This window comes from Streptomonospora arabica, from assembly GCF_039531585.1.
Classification (GTDB): domain Bacteria; phylum Actinomycetota; class Actinomycetes; order Streptosporangiales; family Streptosporangiaceae; genus Streptomonospora; species Streptomonospora halophila.
In genome coordinates this window covers 106201-129276 of the sequence record NZ_BAAAQI010000009.1, presented here as the reverse complement: position 1 = coordinate 129276, position 23076 = coordinate 106201, and the positions used below count along the sequence as shown (strand labels likewise).

Annotated in this window: 19 protein-coding genes; 7 read left to right on the top strand and 12 right to left on the bottom strand. The window is 74.8% G+C overall.

The genetic code is table 11. The annotated features are described in order from the left end of the window. Nucleotides 1–405: 405 nt before the first annotated feature. A complete protein-coding gene (locus ABD284_RS16265; RefSeq protein ID WP_344144203.1) occupies nt 406–1950 on the bottom strand; it encodes a glycerol-3-phosphate dehydrogenase/oxidase in 1545 nt (514 codons plus the stop codon). Beyond that, nucleotides 1947–2627: a TetR/AcrR family transcriptional regulator gene (locus tag ABD284_RS16260; RefSeq protein ID WP_344144202.1), complete on the bottom strand. Its 681-nt coding sequence runs from the start codon at nt 2625–2627 to the stop codon at nt 1947–1949. The genes ABD284_RS16265 and ABD284_RS16260 overlap by 4 nt, the downstream gene beginning before the upstream one ends. Nucleotides 2628–2644: 17 nt before the next feature. On the opposite strand from ABD284_RS16260, the gene ABD284_RS16255 reads away from it, so the two are divergent. Continuing rightward, nucleotides 2645–4255 (top strand): FAD-binding oxidoreductase, encoded by a 1611-nt coding sequence (locus ABD284_RS16255; protein WP_344144199.1) that lies wholly within the window; start codon nt 2645–2647, stop codon nt 4253–4255. Next, nucleotides 4252–5193: a diacylglycerol kinase gene (locus tag ABD284_RS16250; protein ID WP_344144196.1), complete on the top strand. Its 942-nt coding sequence runs from the start codon at nt 4252–4254 to the stop codon at nt 5191–5193. The genes ABD284_RS16255 and ABD284_RS16250 overlap by 4 nt, the downstream gene beginning before the upstream one ends. A 1637-nt stretch (nt 5194–6830) precedes the next feature. Here ABD284_RS16250 and ABD284_RS16245 read toward each other — a convergent pair. The 4 genes from ABD284_RS16245 to ABD284_RS16230 all read right to left on the bottom strand — a co-directional run bounded on the left by ABD284_RS16245 (nt 6831) and on the right by ABD284_RS16230 (nt 10927). Continuing rightward, nucleotides 6831–7334 (bottom strand): hypothetical protein, encoded by a 504-nt coding sequence (locus ABD284_RS16245; protein ID WP_344144194.1) that lies wholly within the window; start codon nt 7332–7334, stop codon nt 6831–6833. A 351-nt stretch (nt 7335–7685) separates the two neighbouring features. Beyond that, the gene (locus ABD284_RS16240) at nt 7686–8999 is read right to left on the bottom strand and encodes an SGNH/GDSL hydrolase family protein (RefSeq protein WP_344144192.1); all 1314 of its coding nucleotides are present in this window, start codon (nt 8997–8999) and stop codon (nt 7686–7688) included. A gap of 4 nt (nt 9000–9003) precedes the next feature. After that, a complete protein-coding gene (locus ABD284_RS16235) occupies nt 9004–9750 on the bottom strand; it encodes a polysaccharide deacetylase family protein (RefSeq protein ID WP_344144190.1) in 747 nt (248 codons plus the stop codon). 145 nt (nt 9751–9895) lie between these two features. Continuing rightward, the gene (locus ABD284_RS16230) at nt 9896–10927 is read right to left on the bottom strand and encodes a LacI family DNA-binding transcriptional regulator (RefSeq protein ID WP_344144188.1); all 1032 of its coding nucleotides are present in this window, start codon (nt 10925–10927) and stop codon (nt 9896–9898) included. Nucleotides 10928–11134: 207 nt separating this feature from the next. On the opposite strand from ABD284_RS16230, the gene ABD284_RS16225 reads away from it, so the two are divergent. Then, entirely contained in the window at nt 11135–12307 is a 1173-nt protein-coding gene (locus tag ABD284_RS16225; RefSeq protein WP_344144185.1) for an endo-1,4-beta-xylanase, read from the top strand. 138 nt (nt 12308–12445) lie between these two features. On the opposite strand, the gene ABD284_RS16220 is transcribed toward ABD284_RS16225, so the two are convergent. Then, entirely contained in the window at nt 12446–13288 is an 843-nt protein-coding gene (locus ABD284_RS16220) for an SAM-dependent methyltransferase (RefSeq protein ID WP_344144183.1), read from the bottom strand. Nucleotides 13289–13512: 224 nt separating this feature from the next. Here ABD284_RS16220 and ABD284_RS16215 point away from each other — a divergent pair, with 224 nt between their 5' ends. Beyond that, nucleotides 13513–13926, top strand: coding sequence for an Mth938-like domain-containing protein (locus tag ABD284_RS16215; protein ID WP_344144181.1), 414 nt, complete (start codon nt 13513–13515; stop codon nt 13924–13926). Between the two features lie 27 nt (nt 13927–13953). Here ABD284_RS16215 and ABD284_RS16210 read toward each other — a convergent pair whose 3' ends face one another. The 3 genes from ABD284_RS16210 to ABD284_RS16200 are packed head-to-tail and all read right to left on the bottom strand — an operon-like array spanning nt 13954 to nt 16403. Then, a complete protein-coding gene (locus ABD284_RS16210) occupies nt 13954–14736 on the bottom strand; it encodes a helical backbone metal receptor (protein WP_344144178.1) in 783 nt (260 codons plus the stop codon). Continuing rightward, nucleotides 14733–15998, bottom strand: coding sequence for an RNA polymerase sigma factor (locus ABD284_RS16205; protein ID WP_344144176.1), 1266 nt, complete (start codon nt 15996–15998; stop codon nt 14733–14735). Before ABD284_RS16205 ends, ABD284_RS16210 begins: the two co-directional genes overlap by 4 nt. A 45-nt stretch (nt 15999–16043) precedes the next feature. Next, the gene (locus ABD284_RS16200) at nt 16044–16403 is read right to left on the bottom strand and encodes a YciI family protein (RefSeq protein WP_344144174.1); all 360 of its coding nucleotides are present in this window, start codon (nt 16401–16403) and stop codon (nt 16044–16046) included. Nucleotides 16404–16669: 266 nt separating this feature from the next. On the opposite strand from ABD284_RS16200, the gene ABD284_RS16195 reads away from it, so the two are divergent. The 3 genes from ABD284_RS16195 to ABD284_RS16185 all read left to right on the top strand — a co-directional run bounded on the left by ABD284_RS16195 (nt 16670) and on the right by ABD284_RS16185 (nt 20265). Next, complete coding sequence (locus tag ABD284_RS16195; protein WP_344144172.1) at nt 16670–17653, top strand: NsdA family TPR-like regulatory protein; 984 nt, start codon at nt 16670–16672, stop codon at nt 17651–17653. 248 nt (nt 17654–17901) lie between these two features. After that, the gene (locus ABD284_RS16190) at nt 17902–19257 is read left to right on the top strand and encodes an MFS transporter (protein ID WP_344144170.1); all 1356 of its coding nucleotides are present in this window, start codon (nt 17902–17904) and stop codon (nt 19255–19257) included. A 585-nt stretch (nt 19258–19842) separates the two neighbouring features. Then, nucleotides 19843–20265 carry a winged helix-turn-helix transcriptional regulator gene (locus ABD284_RS16185; protein WP_344144167.1) on the top strand — a complete coding sequence of 141 codons (423 nt, stop codon included), beginning with the start codon at nt 19843–19845 and terminating at the stop codon, nt 20263–20265. Between the two features lie 511 nt (nt 20266–20776). Here ABD284_RS16185 and ABD284_RS16180 read toward each other — a convergent pair. Both ABD284_RS16180 and ABD284_RS16175 read right to left on the bottom strand, forming a co-directional pair. Continuing rightward, entirely contained in the window at nt 20777–21874 is a 1098-nt protein-coding gene (locus tag ABD284_RS16180; protein WP_344144165.1) for an Ldh family oxidoreductase, read from the bottom strand. A 218-nt stretch (nt 21875–22092) separates the two neighbouring features. After that, complete coding sequence (locus tag ABD284_RS16175; protein WP_344144163.1) at nt 22093–22791, bottom strand: GntR family transcriptional regulator; 699 nt, start codon at nt 22789–22791, stop codon at nt 22093–22095. Between the last annotated feature and the right edge of the window lie 285 nt (nt 22792–23076).

The following is a 23076-nucleotide window of genomic DNA, read 5'->3' as shown; positions in this document are numbered from 1 at the left end:
GCCCCGGAGGGCCGGCCCGGCGGTGCGGTCGCGGCGGCGCCGGTGCAGGGCGGACGGCGCCGCCAGCGGGAGCGCCGCGGCGTGGAGGCGAGCGTCCCGGCGCCCAGCCCCGCTCCCCGCCCCGGATGAGCGGGTGCACGACCGCGTCGTGCATCGCCGGACCGGCCGGCAGAAGCGCGCTGAACGCCTCCTACGGCGAGGTCCCGGCCGACTGCTCCGCGGCGGCGGCCTCCGCCGGCGGACCTCGACCGCCGCCTGAGCGCGGGCTTCAGCACGCGCTTGAGCACGCGTCTGGCGGAGCGGATCGCCGGGCTGCAGCGGGGAAGCCGAACGGATGGCGCGGGCCCTACCGCACCCGCGCCATCCGCCCTCCCGCGCCGGGCGGCACGGCGGTCGCCCGCCGCGTCATGCCTGTTCGGCCGTGGAGAGGGCGTCGCCCGCGGCCTCCTTCAGGCGCTCGGCGTCCTCGCGGACCAGGGACGCGCGGGTACGGCGCTCCACGAGGTCCGCTTCGTCCAGGGCCCCTTCGTGGCGGACCGCCCAGCGCAGTTCCGCGGCGGTGACACCGGCGGCGATCGGAGCCAGCAGGCCGGGACGGCCGTCGGCCTCGGCGGCGACCGAGGGGGCCTCGGTGCCGTAGCGGGCGCGCAGGCGGGCGGGCGCGTCCACGCCGCGCAGAAGGGCGGGACGGGCGGCGCCCACCAGCGGCAGGCGGCGGGTGCGGCACGGGCCGGCGCGCAGTCCGGCGCGCTCGACCGCGGCGTCCACGGCCTCCTCGGCCATGCTCCGGTAGGTGGTCAGTTTGCCGCCGACCGCGGTCAGCACGCCCTCGCGCGAGGCCAGTACCGCGTGGCGCCGGGAGAGGTCGGCGCTGCGTCCCTTTTCGGCGTCCAGCAGCGGGCGCAGCCCGGCGAACGCGCCGGCGACGTCGCCGCGGCCGGGCGGCGACGCCAGGACGCCGCCGAGCACCTCCAGCAGGAAGTCGACGTCGTGCTCGGGCACCGGGGGCACGTCGGGCGCGGGGCCGTCGAGGGGTTCGTCGGTGATGCCGACGTAGGCGCGTCCGTCCTGCTGCGGCAGCACGAGCGCGAAGCGGGTCGGATCGCCGGGGACGGGGATGGTCAGGGCGGCGCGCAGCCCGCCGAGGCGGCTTTGGGCCAGCACCAGATGCGTCCCCCGGCTGGGCCGCAGCCGGACCTCCGGAGCCAGTTCCCGGGCCCAGACGCCCGTGGCGTTGACCGTGGCGCGCGGCCGGACGTCCAGCGCCGCGCCGGTGAGGCCGTCGCGCAGCACCGCGCGGTCGCCGTGCAGCTCCTCGGCCCCGCAGCGGGTCAGCACCGATGCGCCGTGGGCGGCGGCGGTGCGCGCCAGGCCGACGACCAGGCGGGCGTCGTCGACGAGCTGCCCGTCGAAGGACAGCTGGCCGCCGCGCAGCCCGTCGGGCCGCAGCCCGGGCGCGAGGTGGAGCGCGCGCCGCCGCGAAACGCCGCGGGAGGCGGGCAGCAGCGAGCCGGGGGTGCCGGCCGACAGGCGCAGAACGTCGCCCATGAGCAGCCCGGTGCGGGTGGCGGCGGCCTGCGCGCGGCTCACGCCGGCGTGCAGCGGCAGCAGCATCGGCAGCGGCCGGACCAGGTGCGGTGCGGTACGCGAGAGCAGGATGTGGCGCTCGCGCGCGCTCTCGCGGGCGATGCCGACCTGGCCGGTGGCGAGGTAGCGCAGGCCGCCGTGGACGAGCTTGGAGCTCCACCGGCTGGTCCCGAACGCCAGGTCGTGCTTTTCGGCGAGCACCACGGAGAGCCCGCGCGCGGCCGCGTCCAGGGCGATGCCCGCGCCGGTGACTCCGCCGCCGACGACCAGCAGGTCCACGTTCGGGTTCTGTGCCAGGCGGTCGAGCTCCCGTGCGCGGCGGGCGGCGTTGAGGGAGGAGCCGGGGGCGGGGCCGGTGCTCATGCCCGCCCGCCTTCTCCGGTACCGGCCTCCCGGCCGGGGTGCGGGCGGTCGTCGGCGGGCTCCTCCTGCGGGCGCAGGTAGCTGCCGAGCATGCGGCGGACCTCGCGGGTGAGGCCGTCGAGGTCGAGGACGTCCTCCACCAGGCGCCAGGACTGGGCGGCGCTTTGCACCAGGAGCAGCACCATCCGGGCGAGTGCGGCGGGCTCGCCCGCGCGGACCGAGCCGTCGCTCTGCCCGGCGCGGATCTGCTCCTCGACGAAGGCGAGCGCGTGGCGCTGGCTGGAACCCAGGCGCTGGAAGGTGTAGGTCACCAGCGCCTCCGGCTCGGTGGCGAGGATGCGGGCCATCAGCGGGTGCGCACGCAGGTCGGCGAGGACGCACGCCGCGCCCGCCACCAACCGGGTGCGGCCGTCGGCGCCCTCGGCGGCGGCGCGCGGCGCGGCCGCCGCGACCACGGCGCGCATCTCGCGGGTCAGCAGGTCGCCGAGAAGGGTGTCGATGTCGCGCCAGCGCCGGTAGACGGTCGGGCGGCTCACCCCCGCGCGGCGGGCGACGTCGGTGAGGGTCAGCCGCCGCAGGCCGAAGACGGCGACGGACTCGCGGGCCGCGTCGAGGAGGGTCTGCGCCAGTTGGTCGACGGGAGGCTCCGCCTCTCCGTCGTTACTGATTGACATCATATGGAAAACTGTAACGCATGACACAACCCACCCACCGCGTCGGCGAGGCGTCCTGGGACGCCTGGGGCGATCCCGCGCACGCCGTGTCGCTGACGGAGTCCCAGCGGGACCTGATCGGGCGGGTGCTCGGCGCCGCGCCGGACGACACCCCCGGCCGCACGGCCGAGTTTGACCTGCGCCTGCCGCCCGCCGCCCTGCCCGAGCCCGCCCGCGCCGCGCTCGCCGAGGCCGTCGGCGCCGCGCACGTGGACACCGGAGCCGCCGCCCGAGTCCGCCACGCCGGCGGCAAGAGCACGCCCGACCTGCTGCGCCGCCGCGCGGGCGACGTCGCCGGCGCCCCCGACGCGGTGGTCCTGCCCGCCGATCACGACGAGGTCGCCGCGGTCCTGGCCGTGTGCGCCGAGCACGGCGTGGCCGTGGTGCCCTTCGGCGGCGGCACCAGCGTCGTCGGCGGGGTCGAGCCGCTGCGCGGCGCCTTCCCTGCGGCCGTCGCCCTGGACCTGCGGCGCCTGGACCGGCTCGTCGCCGTGGACGGCACGGCCGGCACCGCGACCCTGCAGGCGGGCCTGCGGACGCCTGAGGCCGAGGAGCTGCTGGGCGCGCACGGGCTGACGCTGGGGCACCAGCCGCAGAGCTACGAGTACGCCACCATCGGCGGCTATGCGGCCACCCGCTCCTGCGGCCAGTCCTCAACGGGCTACGGGCGGTTCGACGAAATGGTGGTGTCGCTGCGGGCCGCGACACCGCGCGGCACACTGGACCTGGGCCGCGCGCCCTCCTCGGCGGCCGGGCCGGACCTGCGGCGGCTGCTGCTCGGCTCGGAGGGCGCCTTCGGCGTGATCACCGAGGCGACCCTGCGCGTGCGCCCGCTGCCGGAGGCGCGGCACGACGAGGCCTGGACCTTCCCCGACTTCGCCGCCGGCGCCGAGGCCCTGCGCGCGCTCGCCCAGAGCGGGGTTCGGCCCACCCTGGTGCGGCTCTCCGACGAGCAGGAGACCTTCGTCAACGCCCTCCTCGCCGGTCAGGAGGCCGCCCCGGGCTGCCTCGCCGTGATCACCCACGAGGGCGGCTCCGAGCAGGCGGCGGCGGTGCGCGCGCTGACCGCGCAGACGCTGCGGCGGGCCGGCGGCGGCGAGCTCGGCGCCGAGCCGGTCGCCCGGTGGCGCGGCGACCGCTACCTCGCCCCCTATCTGCGCGACGCCCTGCTGGACGCCGGCGTGCTGGCCGAGACCCTGGAGACCGCCACGACCTGGTCCGGCCTGCACCGTCTGCGCGAGGCGGTCACGGAGGCGCTGACCGGCGCGCTGACGAGCGGCGGCGGCGCACCGCTGGTGCTCTGCCACGTGTCCCACGTCTATCCCGAGGGCGCGTCGCTGTACTTCACGGTGGCCGCGGCGGCGGGGCGGGACCCGCTGGACCGCTGGCGGGCGGCCAAGCGCGCCGCCGGCGACGCCATCGCCGCGTGCGGCGCCACCATCACCCACCACCACGCGGTGGGCACGGACCACCGGCCGTGGATGGAGGCCGAAGTCGGCACGCTGGGCGTGGAGGTGCTGCGCGCGGTGAAGGACACCCTGGACCCGGCGGGGGTGCTCAACCCCGGCAAGCTCATCCCGGAGCGGTCGTGAACTCCGGTGCCGCGGCCGCGGCATCGGGAGCGGGAGCGGCACCGGGAGCGGTCACGCTGCTGGTCAACCCCGCAGCGGGCGGCAGCACAGGAGAGCGGGTCGCCGCGCGCGCGGCGCGGCGCCTGCTGGGCCGAGGTGTGGAGGTCGACGTTGTAGCGGGGCGCGACGCCGCCGAGACGCGGGAGCGCGCCCGCGCCTGCGTGTCCGCCGGCGCCGGCGTGCTGGCGGTGGCCGGCGGCGACGGCATGGTCCACCTCGCCCTGCAGGAGCTGGCCGGCAGCTCCACGGCCCTGGCCGTGCTGCCGACCGGCACCGGCAACGACTTCGCCCGTGTCCTGGGCATCCCCTCCGCGAACCCCGACGCCGCCGCCGACGTCCTCATCGGCGGCGTGCGGCGCAGCATCGACCTGGGCCGCTGCTCGCCGCCCGAGGACGCCGACCGCCCACTCTGGTTCGGCACGGTACTGACCAGCGGATTCGACTCACTGGTCGTGGAGCGCACCGACCGGATGCGCTGGCCGCGCGGCCGGATGCGCTACGCCGCTGCGGTCATGGCCGAGCTCGGCCGACTGCGCCCGCTGCCGTTCACCGTCGAGGCCGACGGGCACGAGGAGCACCTTGAAGCGGTGCTCGTGGCCGTGGGCAACACCGCCTTCTACGGCGGCGGCATGCGGATCTGCCCCCACGCCGACCCCGGCGACGGCAGACTCGCGGTCACCGCCGTAGGCCCGGCGACCTCCGGGCAGCTGCTGCGGGCGTTCCCGCGCATCTACCGGGGCACCCACACGACCCATCCGCTGGTGCGCACCTTCCACGCCCGCCGCGTGCGGCTGCACACCCCCGGCATGCGCGCCTACGCGGACGGCGAGCCCGCCGGCGCCCTCCCCCTCCACGCCGAAGCGGTTCCCGGAGCGGTCGAGGTGCTGGTTCCGAGGTAACCAATCGGACCCGGTGCCCGCGGGCGACCCAAGCGACGAGGGCGGCGACGACGCCTGACGGCCAAGCCCCAGCCCAACGGACGGGATGCCCGCCGGTGATCCAAACAACGAGGCAGCGACGACGCCCGATGGTGAAGCCCGCGGATGTCGGACCCGGTACCCGCCGGATTCGCGCCCGACGAGGGCAGCGAGGACCCCGGATGGTTACGCCCGAGCCCATCGGAACCGGTGCCCGCCGGTGACCCAAGCAACGAGGCAGCGACGACGCCGGACGGTGAAGCCCGCGGATGTCGGACCCGGTGCCCGCCGGATTCGCGCCCGACGAGGGCAGCGAGGACCCCGGATGGTTACGCCCGAGCCCATCGGAACCGGTGCCCGCCGGTGATCCAAACAACGAGGCAGCAACGACGCCCGATGGCGCGCTGCGGTCCATGGCCGAATACACGAAGGCCCGGCGGAAAATCCTTCGGCACGGACTTTAGTATGTGCATTTCAGACCGAAAAGAGAAATGCCCGATTTAATTTAACTCCACGCGGGCGATCGGCGAGTCAGGAGAATGCGCATCGTCGACAAACCGGGCATTCCGTCCTGGAATCCGGCTCAAGAGGCCGACGAGACCGCCCTAATGCATGCGAATCCGCTCTGGCACGCCACTGCACCGCTCAATGCGAGGCGATTGATGTACTAACGTCCGGATTGCACCCCGACAAGGTGGCTCACAGCGGCCTCGGCGGCGACGAAACCCGCCTGATGCACCTCTCAAGGGCCTTTGGGCGCTGGTTTCGGCACTCTCGCCGCCACATGGACGCAGCTCGCTGTGACCTAAAGGTACAAACCAGGCAAATCGACCCGATATTTTTCGCATCATGGAAGTCCTACGAGCCAGGGATGCCGGACTGCCGCTCGCGCTACACACATACCGTTGCCGGTTGGAATCGAAATCCAATATGCTCAGAATGCGAGATTCTTACAGAGAACCTGAGCGGAACGGTGGCACACGTACCCGCATTCCCGGCCCATCCGCCGCCCTCGCTGCCCCGCCGGATGGGCCACCGGCGAGCACCGGGTCCGATGGGCAAGTGCCCCACCACCCACCGCCCTCGCTGCCCCGCCGCTCCCGCAACCGGCGAGCACCCGAACCGATCGGCTCGCGCTCAACCCCACGCCGCCCTCGCCGCCCCGCCGCGCCCTGCAAACCACAAGCACGGTCACCGCAGCCCCCACCACCCGCAACCCTCGCTGCCCCGCCGGATGAGCCACCGGCGAGCACCCGAACCGATCAACGCAGGCTGCACCACCCGCTTCCCTCTCCGCCCCGCCGCCCGCGCAACCCGCAGACCACAAGTGCGGTGACCGCAGCCCCCACCAACCACCGCCCTCGCTGCCCCGCCGCTCCCGCAACCGGCGAGCACCCGAACCGATCGGCTCGCGCTCAACGCCTCGCCGCCCTCGCCGCACGCGCAACCGGAAGACCACAAGCACGGTCACCGCAGCCCCCACCACCCGCAACCCTCGCCGCCCCGCCACACGGGCCACCAGCGAGCACCGGGTCCGATGGGCTCGCGCTCAGCCCCACGCCCCCTCACCGCCCCACCGCCCGCCGCGACCGGCGGGCGGCACCGGCTGGCGATCCGGCTCAGGGCGCATCAGCGGGCGTGTCAGCGGAGGCGGGCCGTGCCGTGGGGAAGCGGACAAGGAAGGCCGCGTAGGCCGCCAGCGAGACCAGCGCATAGGCGAACGGTCCGCCGAACACCGAGGACGGCGTCACCGGAACCCCGGTCACAAAACCCGCAAGGCTCAGCGCGACGAGCACCCCCATCAGCCCCGTGTGGGCCCACACCAGGCCGAGCAGCAGACCTCGCGGGAGCGCCGTCCTCTCGAACGCCAGCGCGAGCGTCGCCAGCGCGAAGCCGACCACGACCAGCGGGGGCAGGAGGACCCAGGCGAGCGCACCCGAGCCCGCCGACCCTCCGCTCACAGCGGCTGCGTCGTCGCCGGCGCCGGCGATGACGAGGTGCGCGGCGGCGAGCAGCCCCGCGGAAGCCGCTGCCGTACCGCCCAGGACCCGGACGCCCCGCCTCGCACTCCCGGTTTGGTAAGCTCCGCCTCTCGCCGCGATCGGCGACCCGTCGTTGCCCACGGCTGCCCTCCCTGGCTGCTCTCTCCCGAAACGTCGGTGTCAACGCAACCAGGTCGGGACGGCCGCCGCCTCCCGCGCCAGAGGGAGATGCGTCCGCCGCCCGGGGGTTTCGGGGGTCCCGGGGCGCCTCCGACGGCTGCGGCGCGGGGGCCGCCCCGCCCCCCTCACCGCACCGGCACACCACGGTGAACACGGTGCCCCCTCCCCGGCCCGGGTCGACGCTGGTCACGCCGTCGTGGGCAACACGAACGCGCGGCGCTGGAGGGCGCACCACGGCACCCCGCCACGCGCCCGCGCGGGACCCGCCTCCGCCCCGGCCGCTCCGTGTACGGCCGGGGCGGAGGGCCTTGCCTACCGCGCCCGGCCCGGGCGCAGCAGCCCGGAAGGCACGGCGTCGGCCATGGCTGCCATGCCCGCGTCGTTGGGGTGCAGATGGTCGCCGCTGTCGTAGGCGGGGTTCAGCCGCAGAGGGTCGTCCGGGTCGCGCATCGCCTTCGCGAAGTCGATGACCGCGTCGTACTCCCCGCTCGTGCGGATCCACTCGTTGACGGCCTGCCGCTTGGCCTCGTTCTCCTCGCTGTGGAAGCCGAGCGTGTCGCCCTTGAACGGCAGGATCGTGCCGCCGTAGACCTTCAGCCCGGCAGCGTGGGACCGGGCGACGATCTGCCGGTGCGCGCCGATGATCTCCTCGGCTGTGACGGTCTCCGACATCGGCGCCGCGGTTCCCGGATGGCCCAGGTCGTTCACGCCGAGCAGGACGATCACGTGCCCGACCCCCGGGTGCGCCAGCACGTCGCGGTCGAAACGACGCAGGGCGCTCTGCCCGAAGAACGCCGCGTAGCCCTCGGCTTCGCTGCCCTCGGGCGGGTTGGGGTCGTGCAGCAGCCGGTTGCCCGCGATGCCCGAGTTCAGCATTCCCGTGCGCCCGCCCAGCCGCTCGGCGAGCAGGTCGGGCCAGCGGTTGTTCGCGCCGACGGTGGTCTCGGAGCCGTCGGTGATGGAGTCGCCGAGCGCGACCACCGCATCCGTGTGCCCGCGGGCGCGCACGCTGACACCGGAGAGGAAGTGCCACTGCGTCATGGTCCCGGTCGGCGTGATCGAGGGCTTCGCGGTCACGTTGCCCGCGGCGACCTCGTTCTCCTGGAACGAGAACCCGTGCAGGGTGGTCACCGGCGTGCGCTCGGGCAGGTGGATGCTGACCACCAGGTCCGAGCGCGGAGGCAGGCGGAGCTTCACCGGGTCGCTGAGCAGCGGCGCGCCCGCCGGTACCGACACCGACGTGCGGCCGCCGAAGGTGACCGCGCGGTCGGTTCCGGGGTCGGTGTCGGTGCCCGACGAACCGGCGCGCAGCGCCACGCGCACCTCGCCGATGCGCAGCGGCGTCTCGCCGAACTCGTTGGTCAGCCGCAGCCGGAGCCGGTCGCCGCCGACGCTGGTGTGCACGACCTGGCGGACGGTCTCGTCCTCCAGGACAGGCGTGGCCGACTCGGGGGTCGCGGTGGGCACGGCCGCCCAGGTGCCCACCCAGCCGCGGTGGCCGCCGGGGTGGTGCCGGGGCTCGGCGCCGACGGCCGCGGCCCCGGCACCGATCAGCAGCAGCGCGCCCGCCGCGACGGCGCCGATGCGCCGGGCTCGGAGGCGCGCCGGAGTGTCCTGCCGGCGCACGGGGCTATCCCCGGTTCGCCGGGAGGACGAACCGCCAGCCCTGGGACTGCAGGTCTGGGACGACGCGGTCGACGGCCTCGACCGTCTGGCTGCGGTCGCCGCCGCCGTCGTGCAGGAGCACGACCGACTGGGACGTGATGCCCCGCCGCAGCCGCTCCGCCAGCACGTCGGCGCCGGGCGGGTTCCAGTCCTCGACGGCCAGGCTCCAGCCCAGCGGCTGCATCCCCATGTCCGCCGCCACCTGCGGGCTCTGGCCCCAGGAACCGTAGGGCGCGCGGAAATAGGGGATGTCGGCCGAGGGCACGGCGTCGTGGATCGCCTGGTTCGTCGCCTCGAGGTCGGCGGCGATGCGGCTCCTGGACCAGGAGCTCAGGTCGGCGTGGCGCATCGAGTGGTTGCACAGCGTGTGGCCTTCGTCGGCGATCTGCCGGACGAGGCCGGGGTGCTGCTGCACGTGTTCGCCCCACAGGCAGAACACGGCCTTGACGTCGTGCCGGCGCAGCACGTCGAGCAGTTGAGGCGTCTCGCCCGGGTTGGGGCCGTCGTCGAAGGTGAGGGCGACCGACTGGCCGGGCACCCCCGTCTGGGTGACGACCTCCGGCGTGGCGGTGCCCTCGGTGCGCCCGGCGGGGTGATAGCGATAGTCCTGTGGCACCGCGTGCGCCGGCGCGGCGGCGGCGAAGACGGTGAGGCCGATCGTCAGCAGGGTCGCGACGACGCGGCCCCGCTTGGGGGATATTCCGTCACTCACGCGAGACTCCTCGAGCGTTGTGTTCCGGAATTTTCCGGAAGATAATCGCAACATAAAGAGCGGAGTGCGGGATGTCAACGCCCCACGGCCCGAACCGCCGCAGCCGGTCGCGGATGAAGATCCGCTCCTCTCTCCCCTCCTCTCCTCACTCCGCCGGCGCGCCCGGCACGGCGGCGGTGCTGTCGCGCACGACGAGCTCGGTGGCCAGCTCCACGCGCGGGCTCTCGATGGACTCGCCGCTCACCAGCCGGTGCACCGTGCGCACGGCGAGCCGGCCCATCTCGGCCAGCGGCTGGCGCACCGTGGTCAGCGGAGGCGAGGCCCAGCGCGCCTCGGGGAGGTCGTCGAAGCCGATCACGCTGACGTCGGCGGGCACGCGCAGGCCGCGCCGGCGCAGCGCCTCGTAGACCCCGAGCGTCATCTGGTCGCTGGCGGAGAACACCGCGGTCGGGGGCTCGGCCAGGCCGAACAGGTGCTCGCCTGCGCGGAACCCCGACTCGTAGTCGAACTCGCCCGGCACGACCAGGTCGTCGTCGACGTCCAGCCCGGCGGTCTCCAGCCCCGCCCGGTAGCCGTCGAGGCGGGCGCGGCTGCACCACAGCTCGGGCCGGCCGGCCACGAACGCGATGCGCCGGTGCCCCAGGCTGATCAGGTAGTCGGTGGCGCTGAGGCCGCCCGCCCAGTTGGTGGCGCCGATCGTGGGCACCGCGAGATCGGGCACGCCCACCGGGTCGATGACCACCGACGGCATGTGCAGGTCCTCCAGCTCCGCGCGCAGCGAGGAGTCCAGGTCGGTGGTGACGAGGATGGCGCCGTCGCTGGTGCGCGAGCGGACGTTCTGCAGCCACTGGCGGGTGGAGCTGGCGCGGCGGTGGATCGCCGAGACGACGATGCCGCTGCCCACCGCGTGGGCGGCGTCCTCGACACCGCGAATGATCTCGACCGCCCACGGGCTGTCCAGGTCGTTGAAGACCAGGTCCAGCAGCCCGACCATCTCACCCCCGCGGCTGCCCCGGCGGCGGTAGCCGCGGGCACGCAGCAAGGATTCGATGCGCTCGCGGGTGGCGGGCGCTACGTCGCCCCTGCCGTTGAGGACGCGCGAGACGGTCGGCGCGGAGACGCCGGCCTCCTCGGCGATGGCGGAGATCGTCACGGCTGGGGTCGGGGTATCGGCCACTGCTCCTCCTTCGTACCTACCCAGAGTACGGACGTCGCGGGCGGAGGCGCGCGGGCGGGAGGCCCGACCGCGCGGGCGGAGGAGGCGGCGGGGCGCCCGACCCGGGGGATTGACGCCCTGGCCAGGAGCGCTTACTGTCCATCGACGCCGCAAATCGGAATTTTCCGGAAAAGTAGCAAGCGGCAGACCGAATGGGAGATCCCCCAGATGAGACCCATCCGCTTCGCCATCACCGCCCTGGCCGCGGCCGCCCTGACCGTTCCGGCGGCCGTCCCCGCGGCCTCCGCCGACACCGCCGAGCGCCACTGGCCTCCCCACCACTCCCACGGCAAGGCCGAGCGGCTGCGCTGGGCCGCACCCCACGGGTTCCACATCGGTACCGCGGTCGCCGGAGGCGGCCACCACCTCGAACAGGACTACCCGGACCCCTTCACCTCGGACCGCCGCTACCGCAGGACGCTGGCGCGCCAGTTCGACTCGGTCTCGCCCGAGAACCAGATGAAGTGGGAGTACATCCACCCCGAGCGCGACGAGTACGACTTCGAGATGGCGGACCGCATCGTCCGCTTCGCCGGGCGCCACGGCCAGGTCGTGCGCGGCCACACCCTGCTCTGGCACAGCCAGAACCCCGCGTGGCTGGAGGAGGGCGACTTCTCCGACGCCGAGCTGCGGTCCATCCTGCGCGACCACATCACCACCGTCGTCGGCCGCTACAGGGGCCGCATCCAGCAGTGGGACGTCGCCAACGAGATCTTCGACTCCGAGGGCAACCTGCGGACCGAGGAGAACATCTGGCTGCGCGAGCTGGGCCCGGGTGTCATCGCCGACGCGTTCCGCTGGGCGCACCGCGCCGACCCGCACGCCGAGCTGTACCTCAACGACTACGGCGTCGAGAGCGTCAACGCCAAGAGCGACGCCTACTACGAGCTGTCCCGAGAGCTGCTCGCCGACGGAGTCCCGCTGCACGGCTTCTCCGCCCAAGCGCACCTCAGCCTCGACTACCCGTTCCCCGGCGGCCTGGAGGAGAACCTGCGCCGCTTCGACGAGCTGGGCCTGGGCACCGCCATCACCGAGATCGACGTGCGCATGACCCTGCCGGAGAGCGGCGAGCCCACCGCGGAGCAGCTGGACACCCAGGCCGACTACTACCGGCAGGCACTGTCGGCCTGCCTGGACGTGGAGGGCTGCGACTCCTTCACGATCTGGGGCTTCACCGACAAGTACTCCTGGGTGCCGGTGTTCTTCGAGGGCCAGGGCGCGGCCACGGTCATGACCGAGGACTTCACCCGCAAGAAGTCCTTCTTCGCGGTGTACGACACGCTCAAGGACGAGAAGCGGTGGTGGCCGGGCCGGCCCGGCCACGGCAGAGGCGGGCACTAGTGCGCACATGACGGGCTCGTCCGCCGCGGGCGGCGCACGCGGGTGCGCCGCCCGCGTCCGCCGGGTGGGCCGGCCGGCGCCCGGACGCTGCGGCGGAACCGGCCGCGGCGCCCGGCCTTCGTCGTGGGTGCTTCGCCCTCAGGGCTTGATCGCGACCCCGGCGTGCTCCCAGATGCGCTTGTCCTCGCCGGGGATGTCGACCGGGGCGGTGCCCGGCTTGCGCCAGGTGTCGCAGTCGACCAGGCGCGCCGGCTCCGCGCCGTCCACGGACGGCGAGACGAGCTCCAGGCCGGCGACCGCGGCCTCGCACTCCCGGGGGCTGCGCACCCGGCCCCACGGCGCCCCCGAGGCGTGGACTCGCTCGGTGAAGAGCCGGCCGTGCTCGGCGATGTCGGAGCACAGGTGCGAGTACACCAGCGCCGATCCCGACGGGAAGGGCTCCAGGTAGCGCCGCACGAGGTCGAAGGGGTCGTCCTCGTCGGGGATGCAGTGCAGCAGCGACACCAGCATCAGGCACACCGGCTCGTCGAAGTTGAGGAGGCGGCGCGCGCCCGGGTCGCCGAGGACCTGGTCGACGTCGCGCAGGTCGGCGGTGATCACCGTGGTCGTCTCGTTCTCCACCATCAGCGCGCGCGCGTGGGCGAGCACCATCGGGTCGATGTCGACGTAGACGACGCGGTTCTCCGGAGAGTTGCGCTGGGCGACCTGGTGGGTGTTCTCGACGGTGGGCAGCCCGGAGCCGAGGTCGAGGAACTGGCCGATGCCCAGTTCGCCGGCCGCGTACTCGACACCGCGCGAGAGGAACCCGCGGTTCTCGATCGCGAGTACGGTCATGCCGGGGTTGAGCTCCTCCACCGCGGCGGCGAGCTCGCGGTCGGGGGCGAAGTTGTCCTTGCCGCCCAGCAGGGCGTCGTAGGCCCGGGCGATGGTCGGCTTCGACATGTCCAGATCTGTCGGGGGAAACCTGAGGGCATCGCTCATCGGAATTCTGCTCTTTCACTGTCGGGGGGCGGGGAACAGCCGGACTCGACGGCGCGTCAGCCTTGTCTGAGGGAAACTGTACGGGTCCGCTCCCGCGCATAGGGCGACTTCCGCGAACATAATCCGCCGGATCCGCGGGCGCCCCGCAGGCGGCGGCGCGGAATCGCCGGACACCGACAGCGGCGGGGTTCCGGGAGCCGAGCGGACGGAGGGAGTGAGTGCAGATGGCGGATACACCGACCGCTTCGCCGCGGGTGCTGTCGCTGTCGTGGGGCCGCATGGAGGTCGCCCGCGCCGGCTCGGCGGAGGGCCGCGGCGGCCCCTCGCCGACGACCGTGGGCAAGGACTTCAAGCTCTACCCCGGCGGCGGCCGCGCCTGGGACTGGAACGAGACCGGCACCGCCCACCACCCGGGCATCCAGCCCGCCGACGTCGAGGAGCTCCTGGACCGCGGCGCCGCGGCGGTGGTCCTCTCGCGCGGCATGCACGGCCGCCTGGAGGTCGACCCGCGCACCCTCGACCTGCTGCGCTCGCGCTCGGTCGAGGTGCACACCGCCGAGACCACCGAGGCCGTCCGCATCTACAACCGCCTCGCCGCGACCGTGCCGGTCGGCGGGCTCTTCCACTCGACCTGCTGAGCGGGGCGCGGAGCCCGGGAGGTACGGCTATCGCGGGGCGCGCAGGCGGCCCGGCAGCGCGGTGCGTGCGGTGACGAGGGACGGGCCGTACCAGGTGAGCAGGCGGCCTTCGACGAGGGCGGCGGGCGTCGTTGGAAAGGCGTCGGGGCCGTCGGAGGCGGTGAAGGGGTAGGGCTCGTCGGGCAGGACCACGAGGTCGAGGCCGGCGCGGTCCAGCTCGGCGGGGTCGACGCGGGGGTAGCGGCCGGGGTCGCGGGCGAGGACGTTCTCCAGGCCGAGGCGGGCGAGCAGGTCGCCGGCGAAGGTCGCCGAGCCCACCGCCATCCACGGGTCGCGCCAGACCGGCACCGCGACCCGGGCGTGCGGACGCGGCGGCGGTCCGTCCCAGAGGTCCTGCGCGCTGCGCAGCCAGTCGGGCGCCGGGCGGTCCAGGGCCAGGGTGAACAGCCGCTCAAGGGAGGCCAGCGCCTGGGGGACGGACTCGACCACGGTCACCCATACCGGGATACCGGCCGCACGCAGCCGGCGCACGTCCAGCTCGCGGTTCTCCTCCTTGTTGGCCACCACCAGGCCGGGCTCCAGCGCCGCGATCGCGCGGCGGTCCGGGTTCTTCGTGCCGCGCACCCGCGCGACCCCGAGCTCCGGCGGGTGCGTGCACCACTGCGTCGCGCCCGCCAACACGTCCGGCGCACCGGCCGCGAGCGCCTCGGTGAGCGAGGGCACGAGCGAGACGACCCGCCGCGGGGGGCGCGCGAGCACCACCGCCGCGCCGGTGTCGTCGTGGAGCACCCGCCCCGCGGCGCCGGTCACGCCGGCCGCTCCCCCGCCGGAGGGCCTCCGGCCGCTTCGGCTCGGGCTGCGCGCTCCAGCAGGAGGGCGCGCTCGCGTTCGTTGGCGGTCAGCGACGCCGCCCGCGCGAACTCGGCGCCGGCCTCCTCCGTCCGGCCCAGCGCGTGCAGCAGGTCCGCGCGGACGCTGGGCAGCAGGTGGTAGTCGCGCAGGGCGGGCACGTCGGCCAGCTCCTCCACGAGGGCCAGGCCCGCCTCCGGACCGCGGGCCCGGGACACCGCGACCGCCCGGTTCAGCGCGACCACCGGAGAGGGCCGCACCTCCAGCAGCCGCCCGTAGAGCGAGGCGATCGCCGCCCAGTCGGTGTCCGCGTAGGACGCCGCGCCGGCGTGGCAGGCGGCGATCGCGGCCTGGAGCGCGTAGGGCCCCGTCCCGGCGCGCCGCAGCGACTCGAAGCCGCGGCTGATCAGCAGCCGGTCCCACTTGGCGCGGTTCTGGTCGGCCAGCAGCACCGGCGCGCCGTCGGGGGCGGTGCGGGCCGCGGTGCGGGAGGCCTGGAACTCCAGGAGCGCCGCCAGCCCGTGCACCTCGGGCTCATCGGGCATCAGTCCGGCCAGCACCCGGGCCAGGCGCAGCGCGTCCTCGCAGAGTCCCGGGCGCACGAGGTCGTCTCCGGCCGTCGCCGAGTAGCCTTCGTTGAACACGAGGTAGACCACCTCCAGCACCGAGTCCAGCCGCTCGGCGCGCTCGGCGCGGCAGGGGACCTCGAAGGGGACCCCGGCCGCTGCCAGTGTGCGCTTGGCGCGCACGATGCGCTGGGCGACGGTCGGCTCGGCGGCCAGGAAGGCGCGGGCGATCTCGCGTGTGGTCAGCCCGCCCAGCAGCCGCAGGGTGAGCGCCACCCGCGCCTCGGCGGAGAGCACGGGGTGGCAGGCGGTGAAGATCAGCCGCAGCAGGTCGTCGTCGATGCCGTCGGCGTCGGGCGGCTCGGCGGGAGGGCGGTCCTCCAGCGCCCGGCCGACCTCGGCCAGCTTGCGGGCGTAGGTCTGCCTGCGGCGGACCAGGTCGACGGCGCGGTGCTTGGCGGTGGCCGTCAGCCAGGCGCCCGGCTTGTCCGGGACACCCGATTCCGGCCACTGCTCCAGCGCGGCGACCACGGCGTCCTGCGCGATCTCCTCGGCGATGCCGACGTCGCGCACGATGCGCGCGACGCCGGCGATGATCCGCGCGGACTCGATGCGGAAGACCGTCTCGACCGCTTCGGCCGTGCTCACCGTGCTCATGCCGCCATCTCAGCAGGGGCGGATGCGCGCGGCAAGCACGTGCGCTCAGCCCTCGGAGATCTCGCGGACCTCGACCGTGGTGCCGGGCTCGTACCGGCCCTGCACCTCGAGGAAGCGCCGGGTCCACTCCAGGGCCTCGGCCTTGTCCTTGGCCTGGATGACGGTGTAGCCGCCGACGACCTCCTTGCTCTCGGTGAAGGGGCCGTCGGTGTACTCGGCCCGGCCGTCGACCCAGGCGACCCGGGTCCCCTCGGACGTCGGCGCGAGCTCGGCCATGTCCAGCACGACGCCCGCCTTGGTGATCTCCTCGTACAGCTCGGCCATGCGCTGCTGCAGCTCGGGAGCGGGCGGCTCGGTGGGACGGTTCTGCTCGTCGTGGCGGCTGATCGACAAAAAGCGCGGCATGGTCTGCTCCCCGGTTCGCGTTCGGCGGGGACTCTCCCCGCCCCTCACCCTGTGCGTCGAACGGCCGCCCGCCGGATCGACACCCCAGCCGAGCTTTTTTCCGAGAATGTGCCCCGCCGTTCCGGCGCGGCCGCGCTCGGCGAGCCGCGCGATCCGCACGGCTCCGGCCGCGGTCCCGCTGCGTCCGCGGCGGAGGCCGCCGGTGCGGCGGTGATCCGGCCGCCTACGCTGGGAGGCAACGGCCGCCACCCCGGGAGCCCCGCCTTATGGCCGACGACTTCGGCATCCCCGTCCGCCGCGCGAAGCACGAGTGCGGCCGGTCCCCCCGAGGCCTCGCCCGCCACATGCGCGAGATGGAGCACATGCGGGCGACCGTCGACCGCCTCGTCGCTCAGGAGAGCCGCCATGGAGGGGAGGCGACCGCTCCCGCCGCCGTGCGCCTCTGGCGCGGTGCGCACCACCGGTTGGCCTCCGGCGCCGTCCGCGAGCCGTACCGGCGGGACCACCTGGCCTCGGCGGCCGAGGCGGCCGAACTCGCGGGGTGGCTGCTGTTCGACGCCGGCGAGCAGGGCGCCGCACGCAGGGCGACGCTGGAGGCCCGCGTCCTCGCGCGCCACGCCGGCGACCGCTCCATGGAGCACTTCGCGCTGACGAACCTGGCGCTGCTGGAGGCGGAGGCCGGCCGCCCCGGGGAGTCGCTCGGTATCGCGGACGAACTGCTGAGCCGGTCCGGAATCCCGCCTCGCGTAGCACTGCTGGCACGCATCCGCCGGGGAAGGGCACTCGCCCGGATGGGCGACGGCCGGGGCGCCGCGACCGAGCTCGGCCGTGCGCGTTCGGCTCTGAGCGACTCGCTCACGAGCCGGGATCCGGCGTGGACGTGGTGGGTCGACGACGGCGAGCTGAGCGGGCACGAGGGCGAGGCGCTGCTCGCCCTGGACAACCCCGGCGCGGCCCTGCCGAAGCTCGAACACGCGGCGGCGGCCGCCGCCGCGCAGCACCCGGACGGCAGGGCGGCTCTCCACCATCAGGTGTCCCTGCTGCGGGCGTACACGGCGGCTGGGGCATGGCGAGAGTGCGAACCGCTCCTGGCGGCCCTCCCGCCGAAGGCGGCGTCGGCCGGCTCGGGCCGCAACCGCCGCCGTCTCCGGGGAGCGCTCTGCGCCGTACTGCGGGAGCCGGACGCGCCGGGGTGGCTGGCGGCGCTGGCGCGGGACGCCGCCGAGGCCCCCGCGCCGTCCGCCGGGTAAGCCCCGCCGATCGCGCACCGCGACCATCGCAGGCCCGCTCTGGGGCGGCCCCTCTCGGCCGTCTCGCGACGAGACGCGGCGGCGCGGTCGGCTCCTCGCGCTCGGCCGCATCGACACCCGCGAGCCCCGGGTCCGGCGGTTCCGCCGGTCCGCACAGCGGACTTTCACCGGCCTCGACCGCCTCGCCGGCGGCGGCTACCGGCGCTCTTGTTGTCGGGGAGTCCGATGGCGGATAATCGGCGCTCGTCGTGTTCAACAGGAGAAGGTCCCGCCCGCAGAAAGGCGGCGCAGCTCCCGCCGCGCGGGGCGCGCCGGGCGGCCGCGGAGGCGGCGCAGTCGCTCTGGGGCGGGACTTCCGCCGGTTCTGGACCGGCGCACTCTCCAGCAACCTCGCCGACGGCGTCATGCTCACGGCGCTGCCGCTGGCGGCGGCGACGCTGACCGACGACCCGCTCCAGATCTCCGGGCTGGCGATCGCGCGGTTCCTGCCGTGGCTTCTGTTCGGGTTGTTCGCGGGCGTCGTCGTGGACCGCGTGGACCGCGTGCGGCTGATGGCCGCGGCCAACACGGTGCGGTGCTGCGCGCTCGCGCTGCTGGCCGTCCTGGTCGGCGCGGGTCAGGCCACCGTCTGGTGGCTGTACGCCGTCATGTTCGCCGCGATGCTCTGCGAGGTGTTCTACGACCTCTCGGGGCGGGCCGCGCTGCCGGAGGTGGTGCCCGCCGGGACGCTGGACCGGGCCAACGGCCGGCTGCAGGGCGGCAAGCTCGTCGCCGAGCATTTCGCCGGAGCCTCCCTGGCCGGACTGCTCTTCGCCGTCGCGGCGGCGCTGCCGCTGGCCCTCAACGCGGGCGCCTACCTGGTCGGCGCGCTCGTGCTGCTGGGCCTGCCGGCGGCGGTGCGCCGCCCGGCAGAGCCGGGGGTGCCCGCACGCTCCGGCGCCGGCCTCCGGTCGGTCGCCGGCGATTTGGGAGCGGGACTGGGCGCGGTGTTCGGCAGGCGCGGGTTCCGCAGCGTCGCGCTGCTGCTCGCGCTAGTGAACGCGGCGATGACGGCCCAGTCGGTCGTCCTCGTCCTGCTGGTCCAGGACCGCTTCGGTGTCCCCGAGGCCTTCTACGGCCTCTTCCTGTCGTCCGCGGCGGCGGGCGGCGTGCTCGGTGCCGCTTCCACCGGCGGACTGGTCCGCCGCCTGGGGAGGTTCGCCACCTGCGTGCTGGCCTTCGGTGCGCTGGGAGCGCTCTCGGCCACGTTCGCGCTCTCCCCCGGCGCCGTGACCGCCGGGCTGGCGTGGTGCGCTCTCGCGTTCGCCGCGGCCGTGGTCAACGTGGTCGCGGCGGGGATCTGGCAACTGGTCGTCCCGGGCGCCCTGCTGGGACGCGCGCTGTCCTGCATCCAGACGGTCGGGCAGGGCGCGGCACCGCTGGGCGCCGTTCTGGGCGGGCTGCTGGGTCGCGTCGACCTGCGGCTGCCGTCGCTGGCGGCGGGCACCGTGATCGTGCTCGGCACGGCGCTGGCGGCACCGGCGCTGCGCGCGCTCTCGCACGGCGCGGACGCGGCGGAACGCGAGGCGACGGCGGAGCGGGACCGCTTCCGGCCCGGCGCGTGAGAGCGGCGGCCCGCGCTCTCCCGCGCGCTGCCGGCGCCGCAGCAGCGCATAGATCGACTGGCAGTGGCCGTAGCGTTCGGAACGTCGCCCCGGGGGCGCGCCGACACGGCTGCGCCATCCGATGCCGTCCGGCGGTTGCCGGCGGCTCCATCTGGCCGGCCTGCCGCGCCCCGTTGCTGCGGGCAGCAGCGGGCGCAGGGTGCGCCACTGCTTGGCGCCGAGGTCTTTGCGTCCTCCGATCGGTACCCTGGCCACCGAGGTCTCCGTATACGGGCTGCTTGGTCGTTGTCCCGTTTACCGGAGGCCTCGTTCATGTGCAGCTTTGACATGCCGGTCACGCCCGGCACACGCGCCTTCTTGAACAGGGGCCGGTCGGCGGCCGCGGCGCTCTGTCCGGGCGGCGTTTCCGCACCCGCGCGACGGGCGGTGCCGACCCCGGCGGGCCCCCAGGGTCCCGGGGCCGCGGGTGCACGGTCAGCGACCCGAATGCGGCCGATGCGGGCGCTCCGCGGGTTCGCGGCGCACGGCCGCGCCGCCGAGCCCGACCCCCTTGCCAGACTCAGGTTAGCTACTTATTTTGAGTATGTGACTATCTCAGCAGTTGCCGGAGACGGCGGCGCCGGAGCCCCGGCCGCCGCGCCCTCCCACATTGCCCACGACCAGGACTGCGACGTCTTCCAGGAGGTGCTGGAGCTCGTCGGGCGCCGCTGGATGGGGGTGATCCTGCTCGCCGGCGCGCGCGGGGCGCAGCGCTTCAGCGAGTACCGCAGGTTCATCGGTGCCATCTCCGACCGGATGCTCTCCCAGCGGCTGAAGGAGCTGGAGTCGCTGGGCCTGCTCGAACGCGAGGTGGTGCCCACCACCCCGGTGCAGATCCTCTACCGGCCCTCGCCGCGCGGCCGGGGCCTGCTGGACGCCCTGGAGCCGCTGGTGACCTGGGGCCACGAGCACCGCGACGACAGCGGCCCGGCGCCCGCGGGCGCCGGGAGCGGCGGCCCGCGGGACTGAGGCGTCCCGCCCGCCGCGTGCGAGCGGCCCGCGGCGGGGGCGGGGCGGCTTCGGCGCAAGCGGGACCGGCCGCGTTCCGGTCCCGCCGCGGCGGGCCTCCCCGAGTCGGGGAAGCCCGTGCCACCGGAGCACCGCCGCGGCCCGCCGGTCCTTCCGCGCCAGGCGCGTGAGCAGGTGGTCGGCCTCCGCGGGCGTCGGCGGCGCCGAGGGGCGCCGCTGTGCGTCGTCGGCGAGGATGCCGCGCCGCATCAGCCCGTCCTTGCGCACCGCGAGCCGGGCGCCCGGCTGCTGCTCGCAGCGAGCCGGGGCCGGTGGGGCATCCGCGGGCCGCCGACGGGACCCGCGTCGACGAGCGGGCGCCGGATGCTCGCGTCGTCCAGCCCCGTGGACGTGTCATCGCCCGGTCGGTGAACCCCGCCCCGCGACCCCCTCCTCGGAGAACAGCTCCTCGCTGCGCCTACCGGCGGCACTGCCGCGCCCCGTGCTGGGCGCCTTGGGCCCCTGGTGGCACCTAAGCGGGGGCGGCACCGTCCAGGACCGCCGTCAGCGCGGGGGCGACGCCCAGCTCCTGCGCGACCGCGCGCAGTTCCGCGCGCACCTCGGCCGACAAGGGGACGCCGTGGGTGCGGCGGTGCGCGGCGCGCTCGGCTTCGGGCTCGCCGGGCAGGTACACGCGCTCGTGGCCTTCGGCCGCCGACAGCGCCGCCACCTCGTCGGCCAGGCGGCCCACCCGCGCGGCGAACTCCTCCTGCGGCAGGAACACGGCCGGGCTCATCGCCAGGAAGAAGTGGCCGAGACCCTGGGGATGCTCGTCGTTGTCGTAGAGCGGGGGGATGTGCGGGCCGTGGTGGGCGCCCGAGAACAGCGCGGACAGCACCTCCACCAGCAGCGCCAGGCCCGACCCCTTGGGCCCGCCCACCGGCAGCACGCTGCCGGCGAGCGCCGCCGCCGGGTCGGTCGTGGGCCGGCCCGCGCCGTCCAGCGCCCACCCCAGCGGGATCTCCTGCCCGTTCTTGCCGGCCAGAATGATCTTGCCCTTGGCGACGTGGCTGGTGGCCATGTCGAAGACGATGTCGGGCCGGCCCTCGGGCGCGGGCACGGCGTAGGAGACCGGGTTGGTGCCGAAGTAGGGGTCCTTGGCGCCCCACGGGGCCATCGCGGCGGGCGCGCTGGTGGTCGCCAGGGCGACGAGCCCCTCGCGGGCGGCCGCGGCGGTGTAGTGCGCGAGCATCCCGCAGTGGTTGGAGTTGCGCACGCTGACCATGCCCACCCCCGTCGCGGCGGCCTTGTCCGCGGCGGTGCGCATGGCGTGCTCGGCGGCGACGATCCCGGGGCCGTTGCCGGCGTCCAGCAGGGCGCTCACCGGTGTCTCGGTCACCACCCGGCGCCGCGGCCGGGCGGTGACCAGGCCGCGGCGGAGCCGGTGGACGTAGACCGCGGTGCGGCTGACCCCGTGGGAGTCGACTCCGCGCAGGTCGGCCTCGACCAGGTGGCGGGCCGTCGCCGCCGCGTCGTCGCCGCTCATCCCGGCGGCGGTGAACACCGCGGCGGCAAGGTCGCGCAGTCCGCCGGGCTCGACGCCCGGGAGGTGCCCGTTGCGGACGGTCATGTGCTGTCCCCGCTTTCATGTGGCGGTGTGGCGATCGTGGGGGTGCGGACGCTCACGCGCGGACCGACTCCCGGTCGGGGATGCGCCGCCGTGGCCTCCGGGCCGGCACCGGGGCCGCAGCGATCCCGCCTGCGTGGAATGCGGCACACCTCGGCCGAGGCGCCGTGCTGGACGGAGTCGCGTGCAACGGGGGGTTGGATGCGGCCTCCGGCGCGAGCTCAGCCCTCGTTCGGCTCCTGCTGCTGCGCCAGGAACGTGATCATCGTCGCCTCGCCGGCCTCCAGATGGCCGATGAGCGCGGCGCGGGCCGCGGTCAGGTCCCTTCTGCCGATCGCTTCGCAGACCTCCTTGTGCTCGCTGACGACCTCGGTCATCCGGCCCTCGTAGCCCGGGGCGAGGTAGTGCCGGATGCGGTTGATCTGCTTCTCGTTCACGGCGTAGAAGCGCTTCACCCGCGAGTTGCCGGTCAGCGAGACGATGCGCTTGTGGAAGGCGTGGTCGCGGGCGAGGTAGTCCTCGTAGGGCCCCGGCGGACCCGGCCGCTGCGCCTCGTCGAAGAAGCCGGCGAGCTCGTCGACGGTCTCCTCGTCCCAGGTGCGGGCCAGCTCCTCCAGACCGGCCGGTTCCAGCAGCCGGCGCACCTGGTAGAGCTCGCGGACGTCCTCGACGTCGAAGCCCGCGACGGCGTAGCGCCCCCGCACGCGCATCGCGAGGCCGACGGCCTCCAGGCTCTGCATCGCGTCGCGGATGGGCGTGCGACTGACCCCGAGTGCCTCGGAGAGCTGGCGGTCGACCAGCGGTGTGCCCGGCGGCAGTTCGCAGCGCACGATGGCGCCCTCGATCGCCTCGTAGGCGGTCTCGCTCATCCGCGAGGTCTTGAGGGGGCCGTGTGCACGCATGGGGGCTAGCGCATCCATGTGACGCACGGTACATTGCGCTCTGGACCGCAACAAGGGGATATGGAATACCAAATGCCAAATCCCGCTACGGCGGTCGAACGCCCGGCGCGGGCCCGCCGGGCAGGGGACGCCTTTCGCGCGATGAGGGTCGAGAGTGAGTGGGATGGCCGAGGAGACGCCCGGTGGGAGCGGCACCGCCGTCGTGACGGAAAAGGCGCGCGTGGCCGCCGCGCCCGACTCGCGCGCGCCTCCGGGACCCGGTGGCGACCCGCGGGATCGGGGCCGGGCGCCGGCGGCACAAGG